Source organism: Nocardia testacea NBRC 100365, from assembly GCF_000308775.1.
GTDB classification, from domain to species: Bacteria; Actinomycetota; Actinomycetes; order Mycobacteriales; family Mycobacteriaceae; genus Nocardia; species Nocardia testacea.
On the sequence record NZ_BAGJ01000149.1, the window covers coordinates 51,647 to 66,424 of the forward strand.

The window sequence follows — 14,778 nt, forward strand, 5'->3', positions numbered from 1 at the left end:
GTTTTCCCGGATACGGCCGCTCGTTCATGTCCTGCGTATTCTCCCGAATGCTCGGTGGTGCCCCGGCGGGTTCAGCTCAGGGCTTGTTCGAGGTCGGCCAGCAGGTCGCTGATGTCCTCGATTCCTACCGACAGCCTTACCAGATCACCCGGCACTTCCAAAAGCGACCCTGCTGTAGAGGCATGGGTCATCGCCGCCGGATGCTCGATGAGCGATTCGATTCCACCCAGCGATTCGGCGAGCGTGAACACCTTCGTCCGCGCGCACAGATCGCGGGCGGCGTCGGGGCCACCGGCCAGTCGCACCGAGATCATCCCGCCGAACCGCCGCATCTGCTTGTCGGCGACGGCGTGGCCGGGGTGTTCGGGCAGTCCCGGGTAGATCACATGGCTGATCGCCGGATTCCGGGACAGGAACTCGGCCAGGGTCTCGGCGTTGTCGCAGTGCCGGTCCATCCGCAGGGCGAGCGTTTTGGTGCCGCGCATGGTGAGGAAGGCGTCGAAGGGGCCGGGCACCGCGCCGGCGCCGTTCTGCAGGAAGGCGAAGGCCGAGTCGAGCTGGGCGTCGTCGGTGACGAGCGCGCCGCCGATGACATCGGAGTGGCCGCCGAGGTACTTCGTGGTCGAATGCACCACGACATCGGCGCCGAGCAGCAGCGGCTGCTGCAGATACGGGGTGGCGAAGGTGTTGTCGACGACCAGTTTGGCGCCGGAGGTGTGCGCGATATCGGCCAGCGCGGGGATATCGCCGATATTGAGCAGCGGGTTGGTGGGCGATTCCACCCAGATGAGTTTGGTGTTCGGGCGGATCGCGGCCCGCATCGCGTCGATATCGGTGATCGCGGCCGGGGAATGCTCGATTCCCCATTCGGTGAACACCTTGTCGATCAACCGGAAGGTGCCGCCGTAGGCGTCGTCGGGGATGACGATATGGTCGCCCGGCCGCAGCATCGCGCGTAGCGCACAGTCGGTGGCGGCCATTCCCGAGGCGAATGCCCGGCCGTAGCGGCCGACCTCGAGGGCCGCCAGATTGGCCTCCAGCACCGTGCGGGTGGGGTTGCCGGTGCGGGCGTATTCATAACCGTCCCGCAGTCCACCCACCCCGTCCTGGGCGAAGGTGGAACTGGCATAGATGGGCACGTTCACCGCGCCGGTCCGGGGATCGGGATCGTAACCGGCGTGCACAGCCCTGGTGGTGAATCCCAGTTCGCTCATACCCCCACCCTAGAGGCCGGACGCGCCACAACCGCACTCCGGGCGGCCGACGTGTGAGCAGGCTCGCGCCCTGCCGAGAGCCGCGGGGTGTCGCCCGTCGGCGATTACCCTGAGGCCATGCTGACCGTCGCCGAACTGTTCGCCACAGATTCACTGCTGACCGGGGAGGAACGGGAGATCCGCGCGACCGTCGCGGCCTTCACCGACCGGCATATCCGGCCGCATATCGCGGAATGGTTCGAGGCCGGGGAGTTCCCGGTGCGCGATATCGCGCCGGAGCTCGGGAAGCTGGGCGTGCTGGGGATGCATCTGGAGGGTTACGGCTGCGCCGGCCTGCCGGCCACCGCCTATGGGCTGGCCTGCCAGGAATTGGAGGCGGCCGACTCCGGGCTCCGGTCGCTGGTGTCGGTCCAGGGATCGCTGGCGATGACCGCGTTGCACAAATACGGCTCCGCGGAACAGAAGCGGCAGTGGCTACCGGATATGGCGGCCGGGCACACGATCGGTTGTTTCGGTCTCACCGAACCCGATTTCGGCTCCAACCCGGGTGGGATGCGCACGCGCGCCCGGCGCGACGGCGGCGACTGGGTGCTCAACGGGTCGAAGATGTGGATCACCAACGGGTCGGTGGCGGATCTCGCCGTGGTGTGGGCTCAGGTCGAGACCGGCGGGAAGGATGTCGTGCACGGTTTCCTGGTGCCCACGGGAACGCCCGGGTTCACGGCCCGGGAAATGAAGAGAAAGCTCTCGTTGCGTGCATCGATCACGGCCGAACTCGATTTCGACGAGGTGCGGCTACCCGCCGATGCGGTACTCCCGGGTGCGTCGGGGCTGTCGGGCCCGCTGTCCTGCCTCGGTGAGGCACGGTTCGGGATAATCTTCGGCGCGCTGGGTGCCGCGCGCGATTGTTTGAGCGCGACCGTCGAATACGCGCGTACCCGCCGGGTTTTCGATAAATCACTGGCCGCCTATCAACTCACCCAGGCGAAATTGGCGGATATGGCATTGGAATTGGGCAAGGGCCAGCTGCTGGCGCTGCATCTGGGCCGGCTCAAGGATCGTGGCGAACTGACTCCGGAGCAGGTGAGCGCGGGCAAACTGAACAGCACCCGCGAAGCCCTCGCGATCGCCCGGGAATGCCGCACCATATTGGGGGCCAACGGGATAACCCTCGACTACCCGGTACTACGGCACGCGAACAACCTCGAATCGGTCCTCACCTACGAGGGCACCGCGGAGGTCCACCAGCTCGTGCTCGGCAAGGCGCTCACCGACGCGTCCGCTTTTCGCTGACGCCACGAGCGAATCGGAGCCACTAGCCATTTCGTGCACAGCCGCATCCCGTTCCCGGGGAATACACTGCCTCACACGGTGTCCTGGCCGAGCGGAGGACATTGTTACCAACCGTCATCGGCGAGCCATCTCGGTGTCACCCACCGGCCGGGCCGGCGGCGCACTCTGATATTCGCACCCGGTGTGGACCGAAAACCCCCGGGAGCGGTACAGGGAGGTGCGTTATGAACTCGCAGTCGTCCGGGCCGGGCAATCGGCGACCGTCCACCACGGCGAAATCCGCCCCCGGCGTACGGGCCGCACGGAATTCGCGCGAGCGTGCCACCGCCTGTCGATTACCCGATCAGCGTGAGCTGGTGGCCGCGTTCTCCGGGGCGGAGGGAACCGCAGCCGGTCAGCCACTGCTCGCCTGGGCGAACACCCTCGCGGACCTGCATCGCCGCCGGCACGCCGATCCGCTGGCGACGGCCGGGATAGATTGCCGCCGAGCCGAAGTCGTCGCGCTGATCGACCGCTGGATCAGCACCGGGCCGGTCGGGCGGCGGCCTCGGCGCGACGATTCCCTCGGCGCCACGATCGACCGGATGGCGGCCGCGCATGTGCGCGCCGACCATCTGCTGCACCACGCCGAGTGCGTTTCCGACGATCGGGTGCACGCGGCCTGGTATCGGCTGGCGCTACTGGCCGACGAATGGACCGATCTGGTGTCGGGCGCCGAGCCCGTCCGGCGCCGGACCTGAGTACGCACAGGAGCGCGACCTGCGTGAATGCGCGATAAATCACAATTCGATAAATGACGGCGCGTTGTTACCATCAAGTTATGTTCGCCCTGGGTCCCCGTATGTTCGAAATCTCCGCCCGCCGCTATCTGGAGGGTATCCAGCGGACCCACGGTGCGCCGGCCTTCGCGGCAGCCGCCGCGCTGCCGGGACTGTGCGCGCAACTGGACCAGCACGCGGCCGCCGTCCGCGACATACTGGACCTCGGGATCGATACGGCCGAGCGGATCTCCCCGGTCGTCCTGCTGGCCGGATACATGCGGGGGCTGCTGGAGGACCGGACGACGCCAGTCACCGAACCCGCCGACTGGGCCACCGCCGAATGGCTGCACCTGCGGCTGGCCGGTGCCTGCCGGCAGGCCGGGTACTCGGCTCGATGAACGACTTCCGCCGTGTACCGGGGTTCCGGTACACGGCGGAAGAGTATCGGCGTAGCGGGGCTCAGCGCAGGTGGCGCGGCTCGCCGCCACCATAGGGCGACTGGCCACCCTCGTCGTAGCCGCCGCCGTAGGGCGGTTGACCGCCACCTCCTTGCAGACCCTGGCCGCCGCCCCCGTAAGGCGCCTGGCCGCCGCGGTAGGGGTTGCCGTACTGCCGGTACTGGCCACCGGACATCTGCTGCCCGTAGCCGCCGGACTCGTCCGGTTCCCGGCGGAAACCGCCACCGTGCGCGGGCTGCGGTTCGTCCCACTGCTCCGGATCGCGGCCGGCGGCGGCCGAACCTCGCCCGGCCTGCTGCGCACCCATCCGCTCGCGTTCCCGGGACGCGTCCTCCCGGCCGCGCTGGTATGCCTCGGCGTGACCGCGCATCGCGGGCATCTCCTGCTCGAGCCCGTTCAGCCAGCCCTCCCAGCGCTGCTGCATCGGCCGCACCAGACCACCGCCGACACCGACGACCAGGATGCCGCCCAGCGTGGCGAGAACCGCGATCAGCACCGGTGTGGTGACCGTGGTGGCCACCCCGATCTGGTTCAGGGCGGCGACGATACCGATACCCCAGATGAACACCGCCGCGATCCGGCCGATCATCGGTCCGTAACTCAGCCCGCCGAGCGCGTTGCGCACCAGATCGCTCACCGCGTGCGCGATGGCGCCCGCGACCACCACGATCAGGATGGCGACCGCCGCGCGGGGCAGCCAGGCGACGATCCCGTTGATCAGGTTGCTGACCGGGTTGGGGCCGAAGACCCCGAAGCCCATCTGCAGCGCGATCAGCAGGATCGCGTAGAAGGCCAGCCTCCCGAGGAGATCGGACGCGTCGTATTTGCTCCGCTCCAGCATCCGCTGGATTCCGCCCCGCTCGACGAGCCGATCGAAACCCACCCGTTCGAGCACCTTGTCGACGATCTTCTCGACCACCTTGGCGATGATCCAGCCGACGACCAGGATGACCAGGAAGCCGATGAGCTTGGGTACGAATGTCGCGACCGAGCTCCACGCGTCAGAGAAACCCTGCTGGAAATCGATTGCCAAACTTGAGGTTTGCACAAGCCCTTCCCTTCGCTCTCCGATCGGACGCGGCGTTTGCCACGAACGGCACTAGGCCACGTTATACCCCGATGGAGCAGGTTGAACCTGTGATTGCGGAATAATTGCTAATGCGCCACGCGATCGGTGCTGACGAATCCCAGCAGATCGTGGCGGGTGATCACGCCGACCGGCTTGCCGTCCTCCACCACCATCAGCGCATCGGTATCCGACAGCGCCTTGGTGGCCGCCGAGATCGGCTCGCCCGAGCCGATCAGCGGGAACGACGGGCTCATGTGCTGGGCCACCGAATCGGTCAGGTTGGCCCGGCCCGTGAAGACCGCCGAGAGCAGGTCGCGCTCGGAGACACTGCCGGCCACCTCGCCGGCCATCACCGGCGGTTCCGCACCGACGACCGGCATCTGCGATACGCCGTACTCCCGCAGGATCTCGATGGCGTCGCGCAGGGTTTCCGAGGGATGGGTGTGCACCAGATCCGGCAGTTCGCCGGACTTGCCGCGCAGCACATCGCCGACCAGTACTTCCGCGGTCGACCCGTCGAGCGGGGTGCGCAGGAACCCGTAGGAGCTCATCCACCGGTCGTTGAAGATCTTGGACAGATAGCCGCGCCCGCCGTCGGGGAGCAGCACCACCACGACGGCATCCGGATCCCGCCGGGCCACCTCGAGCGCCGCCACCACGGCCATCCCGCACGAACCACCGACCAGCAGGCCTTCCTCGCGGGCCAGGCGCCGGGTCATATCGAAGGAATCCGCGTCGGAGACGGCGATGATCTCGTCCGGGATCGCCGGGTCATAGGCCGAGGGCCAGAAATCCTCGCCGACCCCCTCGACCAGATACGGACGCCCGGTGCCGCCGGAGTACACCGACCCCTCCGGATCGGCGCCGATGACCTTCACCTTCCCGCCCGATACCTCCTTGAGGTAGCGGCCGACACCGGTGATGGTGCCGCCGGTGCCGACACCGGCCACGAAATGGGTCACCGTGCCCTCGGTATCGCGCCAGATCTCCGGCCCGGTGGTCTCGTAGTGGCTGTCCGGACCACCGGGATTGGAGTACTGGTCCGGCTTCCAGGCGCCCTCGATCTCCTGGACCAGGCGGTCGGAGACGCTGTAGTAGCTGTCGGGGTGCTCCGGCGGCACCGCGGTCGGGCAGACCACCACTTCGGCGCCGTAGGCGCGCAGCACATTGCGCTTGTCCTCGCTGACCTTGTCCGGGCAGACGAAGACACAGTGGTAGCCGCGCTGCTGGGCCACCAGAGCCAGGCCGACACCGGTATTGCCCGAGGTCGGTTCCACGATGGTCCCGCCGGGCCGCAGCTGCCCGGACTTCTCCGCGGCCTCGATCATCTTCACCGCGATACGGTCCTTGGAGCTGCCGCCCGGGTTCAGGTACTCGACCTTGGCGGCCACCAGCCCGGCGCCCGCGGGCACCACCGAGTTCAACCGGACCAGCGGGGTGTTGCCGATGAGGTCCACGACATGATCCGCAATGCGCATACCCCCATCGTTGCAGAGACGTTGCCGGGGGGCTCCGTGTGGTCCGCCACCCCGCCGCGCAAATCCGGCGCGGCGGCTGCCGAGCCTTTAATATCTGGGACCTATGAGGCTGCCGAAGCTCGCACGTGCCACCGTGCTCCTGGCCGGGTCCGCCTTCGCGCTGGCCGCCGCGTCCGGGGCCACGGCCGGTGCCGCCACCATCGCGTTCGCCGATGTCCCGACGCTGGCCTACGGCGGGCTGTGCGGGACGAGTATCCGAACCTGGGCCGATACCAGCCCGCAGTGGCCGGGCCGGGCGGTGCTGAACGTCCGGGCCAACCCGGTCGCCGGTATCGGTCCGGGCGATTATCCGCTGGCGCCGCTGTGCGAGGTACTGACCACGGTGACCTGGCGCAATCTCGACACCGGGGCCACCGGCACCTACGTGAACAATGTGGTGACCGGTATCTACGGCAGCATCCAGTACTCGCTGTTCCAGGACACCGGCCCCGGCCGGGTCGACGTCGTGGTGACCACGAACCACGCGAGCATCCCGGCGTACGGCAGTTTCTTCGTCCCGGCCTGATACCCGCGCGCGACCGGGCCCGGCGCGCACGGTCGCACGGGATCGTTCCCGCTCGTAAAATTTCTGCCCATGGGCGAAACTCGGATCGGATGGCGGACGGCCGTCGTGGCCGGGGCCGCCACGGTTCTGGTCGGTTCCGGGGCGGGTACCGCGTCCTGGGCGGCGTATCGGCTGCTCACCACCCAGGCGGGCACGGCACGCGGCATGATCGGTCGCGATACTTCCAAGCCCCCGGAAGCCGACGGCATCTACTCGCCGCTCGGGTACGAGGACTGGCGGACCGGTAAGCACGCCGACCTGCACCTGATGATCTTCGGTGATTCCACCGCCGCCGGTCTGGGCTGCCGCAGCGCCGCCGAGGTGCCCGGGGTCCGCATCGCACACGGTCTGGCCGATGCCACCGGGAAGCGCGTCCGGTTGAGCACCAAGGCGATCTCCGGCGCCACTTCCAAGGGGCTGGCCGGGCAGGTGGACGCCATGTTCGTGGCGGGCCCGCCGCCGGACGCGGCGGTAGTGCTGGTCGGCGCGAACGATGTCACCAAGAAGCATTCGATCGGCCGGTCCGCCGAACGCCTCGGCGCGGCGGTGAGCAGGTTGCACGGAGCGGGCAGCGTCGTCGTGGTCGGCACCTGCCCGGACCTGGGCAGCGTCACCGCCATCCCGGAACCGCTGCGCTCGGTGGTGCACCGGTGGAGCGTCCGGCTGGCGCGCGCCCAGACGGCGGCCACCCGGGCCGCCGGCGGCCGCACCGTCGCCATGGGTGATCTGCTCGGCAAGGATTTCCGGGCCGCCCCGGAGCAACTGTTCTCCGCCGACGGTTTCCACCCCTCCGCCGAGGGTTACGCGTTGGCGGCCACCCATCTGCTACCCGAATTGATGAGAGCGCTCGCTGACCGGGATATGGCCACGGCGGATATTTCCTAGCAGCCGGGCGCGACGTAGATTCGAAGGGATCGTACCCGCGAGTAGTGTCCGGCCCGGCCGCGCACACTCCCCGACAAAGGAGTCCTCATGCCAGAGGCCGTCATCGTTTCCGTTGCTCGCTCCCCCATCGGCCGGGCCAACAAGGGGTCGCTGGTGAGCATGCGGCCCGACGACCTGGCCGCGCAGATGGTACGCGCCGCACTGGACAAGGTCCCCGCCCTCTCGCCCGCCGATATCGACGATCTGATGCTCGGCTGCGGCCAGCCCGCCGGCGAGGCCGGGTTCAATATCGCCAAGGTCGTCGCCACCCAGCTGGGCTACGACTACCTGCCCGGTACCACCGTGAACCGCTACTGTTCCTCCTCGCTGCAGACCACCCGGATGGCGTTCCACGCCATCAAGGCCGGTGAGGGCCACGCGTTCATCTCCGCCGGTGTGGAAACCGTGTCCCGGTTCCCGAAGGGCACCGCCGACGGCTGGCCCGACACCCACAACCCGCTGTTCGCCACCGCCGAGGAACGCACCGCCACCACCGCGCAGGGCGGCGTGAGCTGGCACGATCCGCGCGAGGACGACAACATCCCCGACGTCTACATCGCCATGGGCCAGACCGCGGAGAACGTCGCCTCGTTCACCGGGATCTCCCGTGAAGACCAGGACCACTGGGGTGTGCGGTCGCAGAACCGCGCCGAAGAGGCCATCAAGGCCGGTTTCTTCGAACGGGAGATCACCCCGGTGACCCTGCCCGACGGCACCGTCGTCTCCACCGACGACGGCCCCCGCCCCGGTACCACCTACGAGAAGATCTCCCAGCTCAAGCCGGTTTTCCGTCCGGACGGCACGGTCACCGCCGGTAACGCCTGCCCGCTCAACGACGGCGCCGCCGCCCTGGTCGTCATGAGCGATACCAAGGCCGAGGAACTGGGCCTGACCCCGCTGGCCCGGATCGTGTCGACCGGCGTCTCCGGCCTCTCCCCCGAGATCATGGGCCTGGGCCCGATCGAAGCGGTGCGCAAGGCGCTGAAGCTGGCCGGTAAGACCATCGGCGATATCGACCTCTACGAGATCAACGAGGCCTTCGCGGTGCAGGTCCTCGGTTCGGCCCGGGAACTGGGCATGGACCTGGACAAACTGAACGTCTCCGGCGGCGCCATCGCGCTGGGCCACCCGTTCGGTATGACCGGTGCCCGCATCACCGCCACGCTCATCAACAACCTCCAGACCCACGACAAACAGTTCGGCCTGGAGACCATGTGCGTCGGCGGCGGCCAGGGCATGGCGATGATCATCGAGCGCCTGAGCTGAGTGGTCTTCAGTGCGGCCCCTCCACGGATTCGACCCGTGGAGGGGCCGTTTCTGTACGTTGCCACAGACCACGAAGGGGCGTACGGCTCGGAGAAGCCGAGCCGGGACTGTCCGACCGAGACGTGCTCAGCCTGCAGTCCCTCGAGGCACAATCCACTCCATCGGTTGGCCGGTAACATCGCCGATCAGGTCGAAATCACGGTCGTAGTGCAACACGGTGAGCTCAGCGAGCTCCGCAGTGGCAGCGATTATGAGATCCGGCAGGGGGCGGCGGTGCTGCCCGCGCTGAGCGAGTCGTCGTTGTACGTCGAGAGCTCGTTTCATGGCGGCACCGTCGGTTGCAGCCCATGGCAATGCTTGTAGTGCTGTATTGAGGCGTAGGTAGTCGCTGCCGTTACGCGCCGAGTAGAGCAGTTCGAGAGCAACCATTTCGCAGATCGCGAGACGCCCTGCGGCCATTTCGCGGTCCAACCGCTGCGCTGCCTCTTCGGAGTTGTATCGCTGAGCATGGGCGGATTTATCGGCCAGATAGGCCGGAGTGCTCACTCCCAAGCTCCGCGCATGGTCTCCGGATCGAGATCGAGTTGAAGGGTCCGGAACGTTTCGACGGCTTGATTGCGCCGCCGCTCGTCAAGCACATGCGCCAAAGCGCGGTTCACCGTCTCCGTCTTGCCGTGCGTGCCCAGCACTCGCGCAACCTCCTCCCAGTTGTCATCTAGGTCAATGGTGGTGCGCATCTTCCCGCCTCCAATTTGATGCCAGGTAGCCCCTCGCCATGATAGCAGCGATCCATGCCGGCAAGCATCAATGATGGATGAGGCCGCCATCTCGATCGGGATTTCCGTCTAGCCTTCCTGCCGGCGAACCATCTCGGTGATCCAGACGGGCGCGAACGGCGATGTGCAACCCGGTGCGGTCGGGTAGTCCTCGAGGACCTTCAGGCGCTCGCCGATATCGATCGCCCGGGCGCGATACTCGGGGTGCTCGATGCCGATCTGGGCCAGGCAGGTGTTCATCGCCCACTGCAGGCGGTCCGGGGCCTCCTTCATCTCCGCTTCGATGGTGTCGAGCAATCCGGGCAGGTCGAGCCCCTCGGGTTCCTTCGCCACACGTTCGGCGGTCAAGCCCCACCCGGCGCTCGCCACCACCGGGTCCGGATCATCGAACCAGGCCAGACGCAGTTCTTCGGTGTGCGGGTTCTTCTTCACCACATAGTTCACGAGCCAGTCGTGCACCTTGGGCGTCCGCGCGTCGCGCAACATGGCGTCCAGTTCGTCGCGTCCGAACGCTTTCGGGCGGCAGATCAACAGCGCCAGCAGGCGCGCCGAGGTATCACCGGTCTCCCACAGTCCGCGCGCGAGTTCCTGCTGGGTCTTCAGCCGTTTCGCGACCGCGCGCAGCCTGGTGAGGTTCACGCCGTGATCGTCACCGTGCTTCTCGTTCACCGCGCGGATCTTCGGGTCCTCGAGATCCGCCAGCTCGGCCAGCACTTCGGCCACGGTCGTCTCGGGCGGCGTCGTGGGGGCCATCTCGGTCTCCTGCCTGTCGGCTGCGGGATACAAGCCTAGAACCGGATGCGCCCGCGGTCCCCGTAACCAGATCGGCGATCCATCCGACCGCCCGCCATGCCGGTGTTTCCTCGGCCTCCCGCGCACTGAGGTGCGGGATCACGACCACTTCGGCAGCGTGGTCGAGCGCGTACTGGACGGCGATCCGCGCCGCGAGTTCCGGCCCGGTGTCGGTGTACACCGTGTAGACCACCCGGAGGCCGTGTGCCCGGGACAGCCGCTCGATCTGCGTACTGTCGCAGTCCGATCGGCACAGCACGACCGCGCGTCTGTTAGGGGTCACCCGCGCGCCTCGGCGGCGTACTCGGCAGCCGCCTCGTAGCGCGGGCAGCGGTGCGCGGCGTGCACGTCCATCACCTGGTGTGCGTGCGCGTAGCCGCGGATCGGTTCCTGCGAGCGGCAGTGCGCGGTGGGCCGGTCTACGGGTAGCGCTCGAAGCCCCTCCGCCAACCGGCGCAGAATCACCGGATCGTCGGTGACCCAGTGACGGCCCGCCTGCCACAGCCGTAGCGTGGCGGCCATGGCGAGATTGTGCGGAGCGCGGGTGGGCAGGGACGGTGACTCCTTACGCATCAGGACCTCATCTCGTAGTCGCAGTGGCACGCGGCCGCCCGCTCTTCTACGGCAACGTTTCGGTCGGACGGCCGGACAAAGATAAGAACCTGTCTGCTGTTCCAGGGGTACGGTTCGTACCCCTCCCCGCTACGCTTGGAACACAGGATCACCAGCGAAAGGGGCTGCGGTGGCGATCAATTCCGGTGCGAATACACCAGTCGGTATCAGAATCAAAAGATTGCGGGAGAGGGCCGGTATGTCCCGGCCTGTTCTCGCCGGACTCCTGGGTCGATCGACCGAATGGCTCAAAGCCGTCGAGAACGGCCGCTTACAACCGCCTCGGCTACCGATGCTGCTGCGGATCGCGCGAGCACTGGAACTGGATGATCTCGCCGAACTGACCGGCAACGGACACGCCGTTCCGGTCTCGGTATTCGCCGGTGAACAGCACAGCGCTCTGTCCAGTGTGCAATCGGCCCTGACCGATTACCGCCTGGCCCCACCGAAATCTCCCTCGAACATCCGCCACCTCGAAGAACGACTGCGGCACGCCTGGATCATTCGCCATTCCAGCCCGGACCATCGAACTCAACTCGGCGCGCTCCTACCTGGTCTGATCAAAGACGCCCAGAACGCGGCACGGGTCGAGGGAACCGGCCGTAGGCAGGCCCGCCGTGTACTTGCCGGTGTCTACCAGCTGGCCGATTTCTATGTGGCGTATCAACCCGCGACGGAACTGGTCTGGCTGGTGGCCGACCGCGCCCTGTCCGAGGGATACGCCGCGGACGATCCCTACGTGATCGCGTGCGGAGCGTGGGCGATGACCCAGGCATTACGTGACTCGGGCCGCTGGGAAGAGGCGATTGCGCTGGCCCGCACGGCCGCCGAGCAGCTGGACCCGTACCTGGATCGCGACGAAACTCCGGATGATTGGCGCGGCATCCACGGTGCCCTGTACGCGGAGGTCGCCTATGTGCACGCTCGCCGTGGCCGATATGGTGACGCCTGGGCGAACTGGGAGAAAGCCGATGTGACGGCGCGATCCCTCGGCCCGGACTATCGGCATGTACAGACCTCTTTTTCGGTGCCGGTGATGTCCGCGCACGCGACGACGCTGGGAGTCGAATTGCGCAGACCGGGCGAGGCGGTGCGGTCCGCGCATGCGTTCGATGCCGATCAGATCATCTCGGTACCCCGTCGCAGCAGGCATTTCATCGAGGTTGCCCGAGCTCATTTCCAGCGCGAGGAGTCGGTCGCCGCACTGGCATTGCTGGACAAGTCGGCGCGCACGGCTCCGGAAACAATCCGCTACAACAGTTATGCCCGTCAGATTCTGCACACGCTGAGGGAGAATCCACCGTCGGGTATGCGCGCCGATGTGAACGACCTGTGCGAACGGGTCGGGATCGCCCCGGCGGCGTGAGTACCAGGCACCGTTGTCGATGTTCCCGGCGATCGTCGTGGAACCACCGATTGCCGGTCGGTGAATTCGGTGGGCCGGACGCGCCGAACGCCCAGGTCGTCTGGAATTCGAAAGCGTATACCCCTCGCGCGATCCCGGTCGATCGACGACCATTGGACAGGTGATCTGCCCGCATTGCGCGAAGAGTCTGCTGCGCCGCGAGCGCACCGGACGGCGGTGTCCGGCGTGCCGGCGGGAATTCGCGCTGGAGCCGAAGGAGAGCCCGGCGCGGATGCATGATCTGCGGATGCGCCGCCTGGCCGAAAAGCTGAGCGACGGGGGCGATCTGCGCTACACACCCACCCAGCTGTGGTACGCGGCCACACGGCGGGATGTGCCGAGTGTGGACCGCGGTTACCACGCCGCACTCGGTTGGTCGTGCGGGATCATCGTGGTGGGCGGGTTCATCTGTGTGGTCAGCGGTGCCGTCCCGGCGTTACCGGGAATCGCCACCGGGCTGCTTCTGCTGATCGTGGTCCCGCTGCTGCTGACGTGCGCCAAACCGTGGTTCCGGCAGCGGACGACGGTGCGGATCCCGGTGGAGCCGCGCGGGTTCCGCACCGAGGTGCTCGACCGCTGGGCACACATCTACGGCGGGCCACCGCCGGGGCTGGTGGCCGAGAACATTCCGCTGCCCGCGGTGCCGCAACCACGATTGGCCCTGCTGTGCGGCGACCGCTCGGTACTCGCGTGTCTCGCCGCCAACAACACCGCCGAGGCGTGGGGGATGGCACTGGCCGACCGAGTGGACCGGCTACCGCCGCAGGTGCCGGTACTCGTGTTGCACGACGCCGGTCTGCCCGGCATCGGATTCGGCGCCGGCGCCCGGGACGCGTTGGGCTCCCGCGCGGTGCTGATCGGGCTCTCCGCGAGGTCGGTGCTCGCGGCCCGGTCGGCGGTGCGGTTACGGGAGCTGCCGGATCCGGCGGCACCGCCCGTACCGGAGTGGGCTGCCGGGTCCGCCGCCGAGCGGGACTGGCTGGCCGGCGGCTGGTGGTCACCGGCCGCGGCGCTGCCGCCCGCGGCGCTGCTGGGTGTGGTGGCGCGCGGTGTCGAACGAGTACAGGAGGCCGCCGATCCGGACCGGCAGCGAGCCCGCGAGATCGGCTTTCTGACATGGCCGAGCGGGTGACGCCGGCCCGGTGGACGCAGCGGGTTCTCGACCGGCTGCTACCGATCGCGGCGGCCGGAGCCGCGGCACCGAGCGGTCTCCGGTTCACCGAGCGCCAGCTCTACTACGAACTCTGCCGGCTGCTCGCCCCGATACCCCGGCTCCCGCGCCGGATCGCGTTCACCGTGCCGGCGCCGCTGCCCTTCGCCACCTTCCGCACCGCGCTGACCCGGCACGGCGGGGTCCCGGGGCTGCTCGCACCGGCGCCACCCCGGACAGTGCTCCCGGGAGCGCATACTCCCGAACCCGACCTGTTCGATTACGGTCTGCCGCGCCTGCTCCTCTGCGAATCGCACAGCGTCGCGCATATGCTGCGCGCCAACGGGCTACCGATGGAATCTGCGACACCGGTGCTCAGCGCGGCCGAACTGCCGCTGGACTCCGGCGTGGCAGCCATGCTGACGCGCGGCGGAGGGTGCGTCTACGTGCTGCACCGGGCCGGCGCGGCGGGTCTGGCTTTTCCCGCCCGCGCGGGCGAACTCGCCGGGATACCCGCGGGGGTGCGCGTGGTTCCGCTGGGGCTGCGGCCCCGGCAGGCCATGGGACTGCACCTTTTCCACATCGACGGTCCCCCGGTCGATCCGGGAGGACCACCGGGGGTCCCCTCAACGCCGGATGCCCCGGGCCCGGTTTTCGATGGCCGCGGATCGGTGCCGCGGGGTCGGGGGGCGGTCGGGCCGCCGGAAGTGGCCGGCGGTGGTCCGCTGCCGGCCGCGGACCCTCCGGGCGGCGAGCCCGGGCCCGGCTTCCTGGACGAGCGGGAACTTGCCTGGTTGCGGCACGGCCGGATCGTCGAACTCGAGGCGGTCCATCCCGCCGTCCTGCTGCGCTCGGTGCATCGCCTGGTCCGCGGCGTACGCACCCCGCCACCGCCCTCGACCCAGTTGCGGCACGCTCGCCGCAGCGGGTTCCTGACCTGGCCCGCCGCCTGAGCACCCGGCGCACGAGAGGAGGC

16 protein-coding genes are annotated in these 14,778 nt (G+C 68.2%); 9 read left to right on the top strand and 7 right to left on the bottom strand.

Going from position 1 to position 14,778, the window contains the following annotated elements:
- Positions 1-71: 71 nt before the first annotated feature.
- Positions 72-1,214, bottom strand: coding sequence for a cystathionine gamma-synthase (locus ON38_RS20760; RefSeq protein WP_039826569.1), 1,143 nt, complete (start codon positions 1,212-1,214; stop codon positions 72-74).
- A 117-nt stretch (positions 1,215-1,331) separates the two neighbouring features.
- Here ON38_RS20760 and ON38_RS20765 point away from each other — a divergent pair, with 117 nt between their 5' ends.
- From ON38_RS20765 to ON38_RS20775, 3 genes are all read left to right on the top strand, one after another.
- Positions 1,332-2,507, top strand: coding sequence for an acyl-CoA dehydrogenase family protein (locus tag ON38_RS20765; RefSeq protein WP_039826570.1), 1,176 nt, complete (start codon positions 1,332-1,334; stop codon positions 2,505-2,507).
- Between the two features lie 224 nt (positions 2,508-2,731).
- The gene (locus tag ON38_RS20770; RefSeq protein WP_174372445.1) at positions 2,732-3,247 is read left to right on the top strand and encodes a DUF4254 domain-containing protein; all 516 of its coding nucleotides are present in this window, start codon (positions 2,732-2,734) and stop codon (positions 3,245-3,247) included.
- A gap of 80 nt (positions 3,248-3,327) precedes the next feature.
- Positions 3,328-3,666 (top strand): DUF6401 family natural product biosynthesis protein, encoded by a 339-nt coding sequence (locus ON38_RS20775; RefSeq protein ID WP_039826571.1) that lies wholly within the window; start codon positions 3,328-3,330, stop codon positions 3,664-3,666.
- Between the two features lie 61 nt (positions 3,667-3,727).
- On the opposite strand, the gene ON38_RS20780 is transcribed toward ON38_RS20775, so the two are convergent.
- Both ON38_RS20780 and ON38_RS20785 read right to left on the bottom strand, forming a co-directional pair.
- Positions 3,728-4,759, bottom strand: a complete 1,032-nt coding sequence (locus ON38_RS20780) for a mechanosensitive ion channel family protein (RefSeq protein WP_245564131.1) — start codon at positions 4,757-4,759, stop codon at positions 3,728-3,730.
- A 122-nt stretch (positions 4,760-4,881) separates the two neighbouring features.
- A complete protein-coding gene (locus tag ON38_RS20785; RefSeq protein ID WP_039826572.1) occupies positions 4,882-6,273 on the bottom strand; it encodes a cystathionine beta-synthase in 1,392 nt (463 codons plus the stop codon).
- 103 nt (positions 6,274-6,376) lie between these two features.
- Between ON38_RS20785 and ON38_RS20790 the strand changes: the two genes are divergently transcribed.
- The 3 genes from ON38_RS20790 (at position 6,377) to ON38_RS20800 (ending at position 9,067) form a co-directional block, all read left to right on the top strand.
- Positions 6,377-6,838, top strand: a complete 462-nt coding sequence (locus ON38_RS20790) for a hypothetical protein (protein WP_039826573.1) — start codon at positions 6,377-6,379, stop codon at positions 6,836-6,838.
- A 69-nt stretch (positions 6,839-6,907) separates the two neighbouring features.
- Positions 6,908-7,762: an SGNH/GDSL hydrolase family protein gene (locus tag ON38_RS20795; RefSeq protein ID WP_039826575.1), complete on the top strand. Its 855-nt coding sequence runs from the start codon at positions 6,908-6,910 to the stop codon at positions 7,760-7,762.
- A gap of 87 nt (positions 7,763-7,849) precedes the next feature.
- The gene (locus ON38_RS20800) at positions 7,850-9,067 is read left to right on the top strand and encodes an acetyl-CoA C-acetyltransferase (protein WP_039826576.1); all 1,218 of its coding nucleotides are present in this window, start codon (positions 7,850-7,852) and stop codon (positions 9,065-9,067) included.
- 126 nt (positions 9,068-9,193) lie between these two features.
- Here the strand turns inward: ON38_RS20800 and ON38_RS35045 are convergent, their stop codons facing one another.
- The 4 genes from ON38_RS35045 to ON38_RS20820 form a co-directional block, all read right to left on the bottom strand.
- Positions 9,194-9,613: a PIN domain nuclease gene (locus ON38_RS35045; protein ID WP_245564132.1), complete on the bottom strand. Its 420-nt coding sequence runs from the start codon at positions 9,611-9,613 to the stop codon at positions 9,194-9,196.
- Positions 9,610-9,804 (bottom strand): type II toxin-antitoxin system VapB family antitoxin, encoded by a 195-nt coding sequence (locus tag ON38_RS20810; RefSeq protein WP_039826579.1) that lies wholly within the window; start codon positions 9,802-9,804, stop codon positions 9,610-9,612. Before ON38_RS20810 ends, ON38_RS35045 begins: the two co-directional genes overlap by 4 nt.
- 108 nt (positions 9,805-9,912) lie before the next feature.
- Complete coding sequence (locus ON38_RS20815) at positions 9,913-10,596, bottom strand: DNA alkylation repair protein (RefSeq protein ID WP_039826619.1); 684 nt, start codon at positions 10,594-10,596, stop codon at positions 9,913-9,915.
- A gap of 318 nt (positions 10,597-10,914) precedes the next feature.
- Entirely contained in the window at positions 10,915-11,208 is a 294-nt protein-coding gene (locus tag ON38_RS20820) for a hypothetical protein (protein ID WP_157181827.1), read from the bottom strand.
- A 169-nt stretch (positions 11,209-11,377) separates the two neighbouring features.
- On the opposite strand from ON38_RS20820, the gene ON38_RS20825 reads away from it, so the two are divergent.
- The 3 genes from ON38_RS20825 to ON38_RS36840 all read left to right on the top strand — a co-directional run bounded on the left by ON38_RS20825 (position 11,378) and on the right by ON38_RS36840 (position 14,755).
- On the top strand, positions 11,378-12,613 hold the full coding sequence (locus ON38_RS20825; RefSeq protein WP_039826582.1) for a helix-turn-helix domain-containing protein: 1,236 nt from the start codon (positions 11,378-11,380) through the stop codon (positions 12,611-12,613).
- A 160-nt stretch (positions 12,614-12,773) separates the two neighbouring features.
- Positions 12,774-13,784: a hypothetical protein gene (locus ON38_RS20830; RefSeq protein WP_039826583.1), complete on the top strand. Its 1,011-nt coding sequence runs from the start codon at positions 12,774-12,776 to the stop codon at positions 13,782-13,784.
- Positions 13,769-14,755, top strand: coding sequence for a hypothetical protein (locus ON38_RS36840; RefSeq protein WP_051165014.1), 987 nt, complete (start codon positions 13,769-13,771; stop codon positions 14,753-14,755). The genes ON38_RS20830 and ON38_RS36840 overlap by 16 nt, the downstream gene beginning before the upstream one ends.
- The last annotated feature ends 23 nt before the right edge of the window (positions 14,756-14,778 follow it).

What these genes read in the sequence shown, in the direction of transcription:
- ON38_RS20760 (WP_039826569.1), bottom strand. Translation starts at nt 1,214, where the DNA reads ATGAGCGAACTGGGATTCACCACCAGGGCTGTGCACGCCGGTTACGAT.
- ON38_RS20765 (WP_039826570.1), top strand. Translation starts at nt 1,332, where the DNA reads ATGCTGACCGTCGCCGAACTGTTCGCCACAGATTCACTGCTGACCGGG.
- ON38_RS20770 (WP_174372445.1), top strand. Translation starts at nt 2,732, where the DNA reads ATGAACTCGCAGTCGTCCGGGCCGGGCAATCGGCGACCGTCCACCACG.
- ON38_RS20775 (WP_039826571.1), top strand. Translation starts at nt 3,328, where the DNA reads ATGTTCGCCCTGGGTCCCCGTATGTTCGAAATCTCCGCCCGCCGCTAT.
- ON38_RS20785 (WP_039826572.1), bottom strand. Translation starts at nt 6,273, where the DNA reads ATGCGCATTGCGGATCATGTCGTGGACCTCATCGGCAACACCCCGCTG.
- ON38_RS20790 (WP_039826573.1), top strand. Translation starts at nt 6,377, where the DNA reads ATGAGGCTGCCGAAGCTCGCACGTGCCACCGTGCTCCTGGCCGGGTCC.
- ON38_RS20795 (WP_039826575.1), top strand. Translation starts at nt 6,908, where the DNA reads ATGGGCGAAACTCGGATCGGATGGCGGACGGCCGTCGTGGCCGGGGCC.
- ON38_RS20800 (WP_039826576.1), top strand. Translation starts at nt 7,850, where the DNA reads ATGCCAGAGGCCGTCATCGTTTCCGTTGCTCGCTCCCCCATCGGCCGG.
- ON38_RS20810 (WP_039826579.1), bottom strand. Translation starts at nt 9,804, where the DNA reads ATGCGCACCACCATTGACCTAGATGACAACTGGGAGGAGGTTGCGCGA.
- ON38_RS20815 (WP_039826619.1), bottom strand. Translation starts at nt 10,596, where the DNA reads ATGGCCCCCACGACGCCGCCCGAGACGACCGTGGCCGAAGTGCTGGCC.
- ON38_RS20820 (WP_157181827.1), bottom strand. Translation starts at nt 11,208, where the DNA reads ATGCGTAAGGAGTCACCGTCCCTGCCCACCCGCGCTCCGCACAATCTC.
- ON38_RS36840 (WP_051165014.1), top strand. Translation starts at nt 13,769, where the DNA reads ATGGCCGAGCGGGTGACGCCGGCCCGGTGGACGCAGCGGGTTCTCGAC.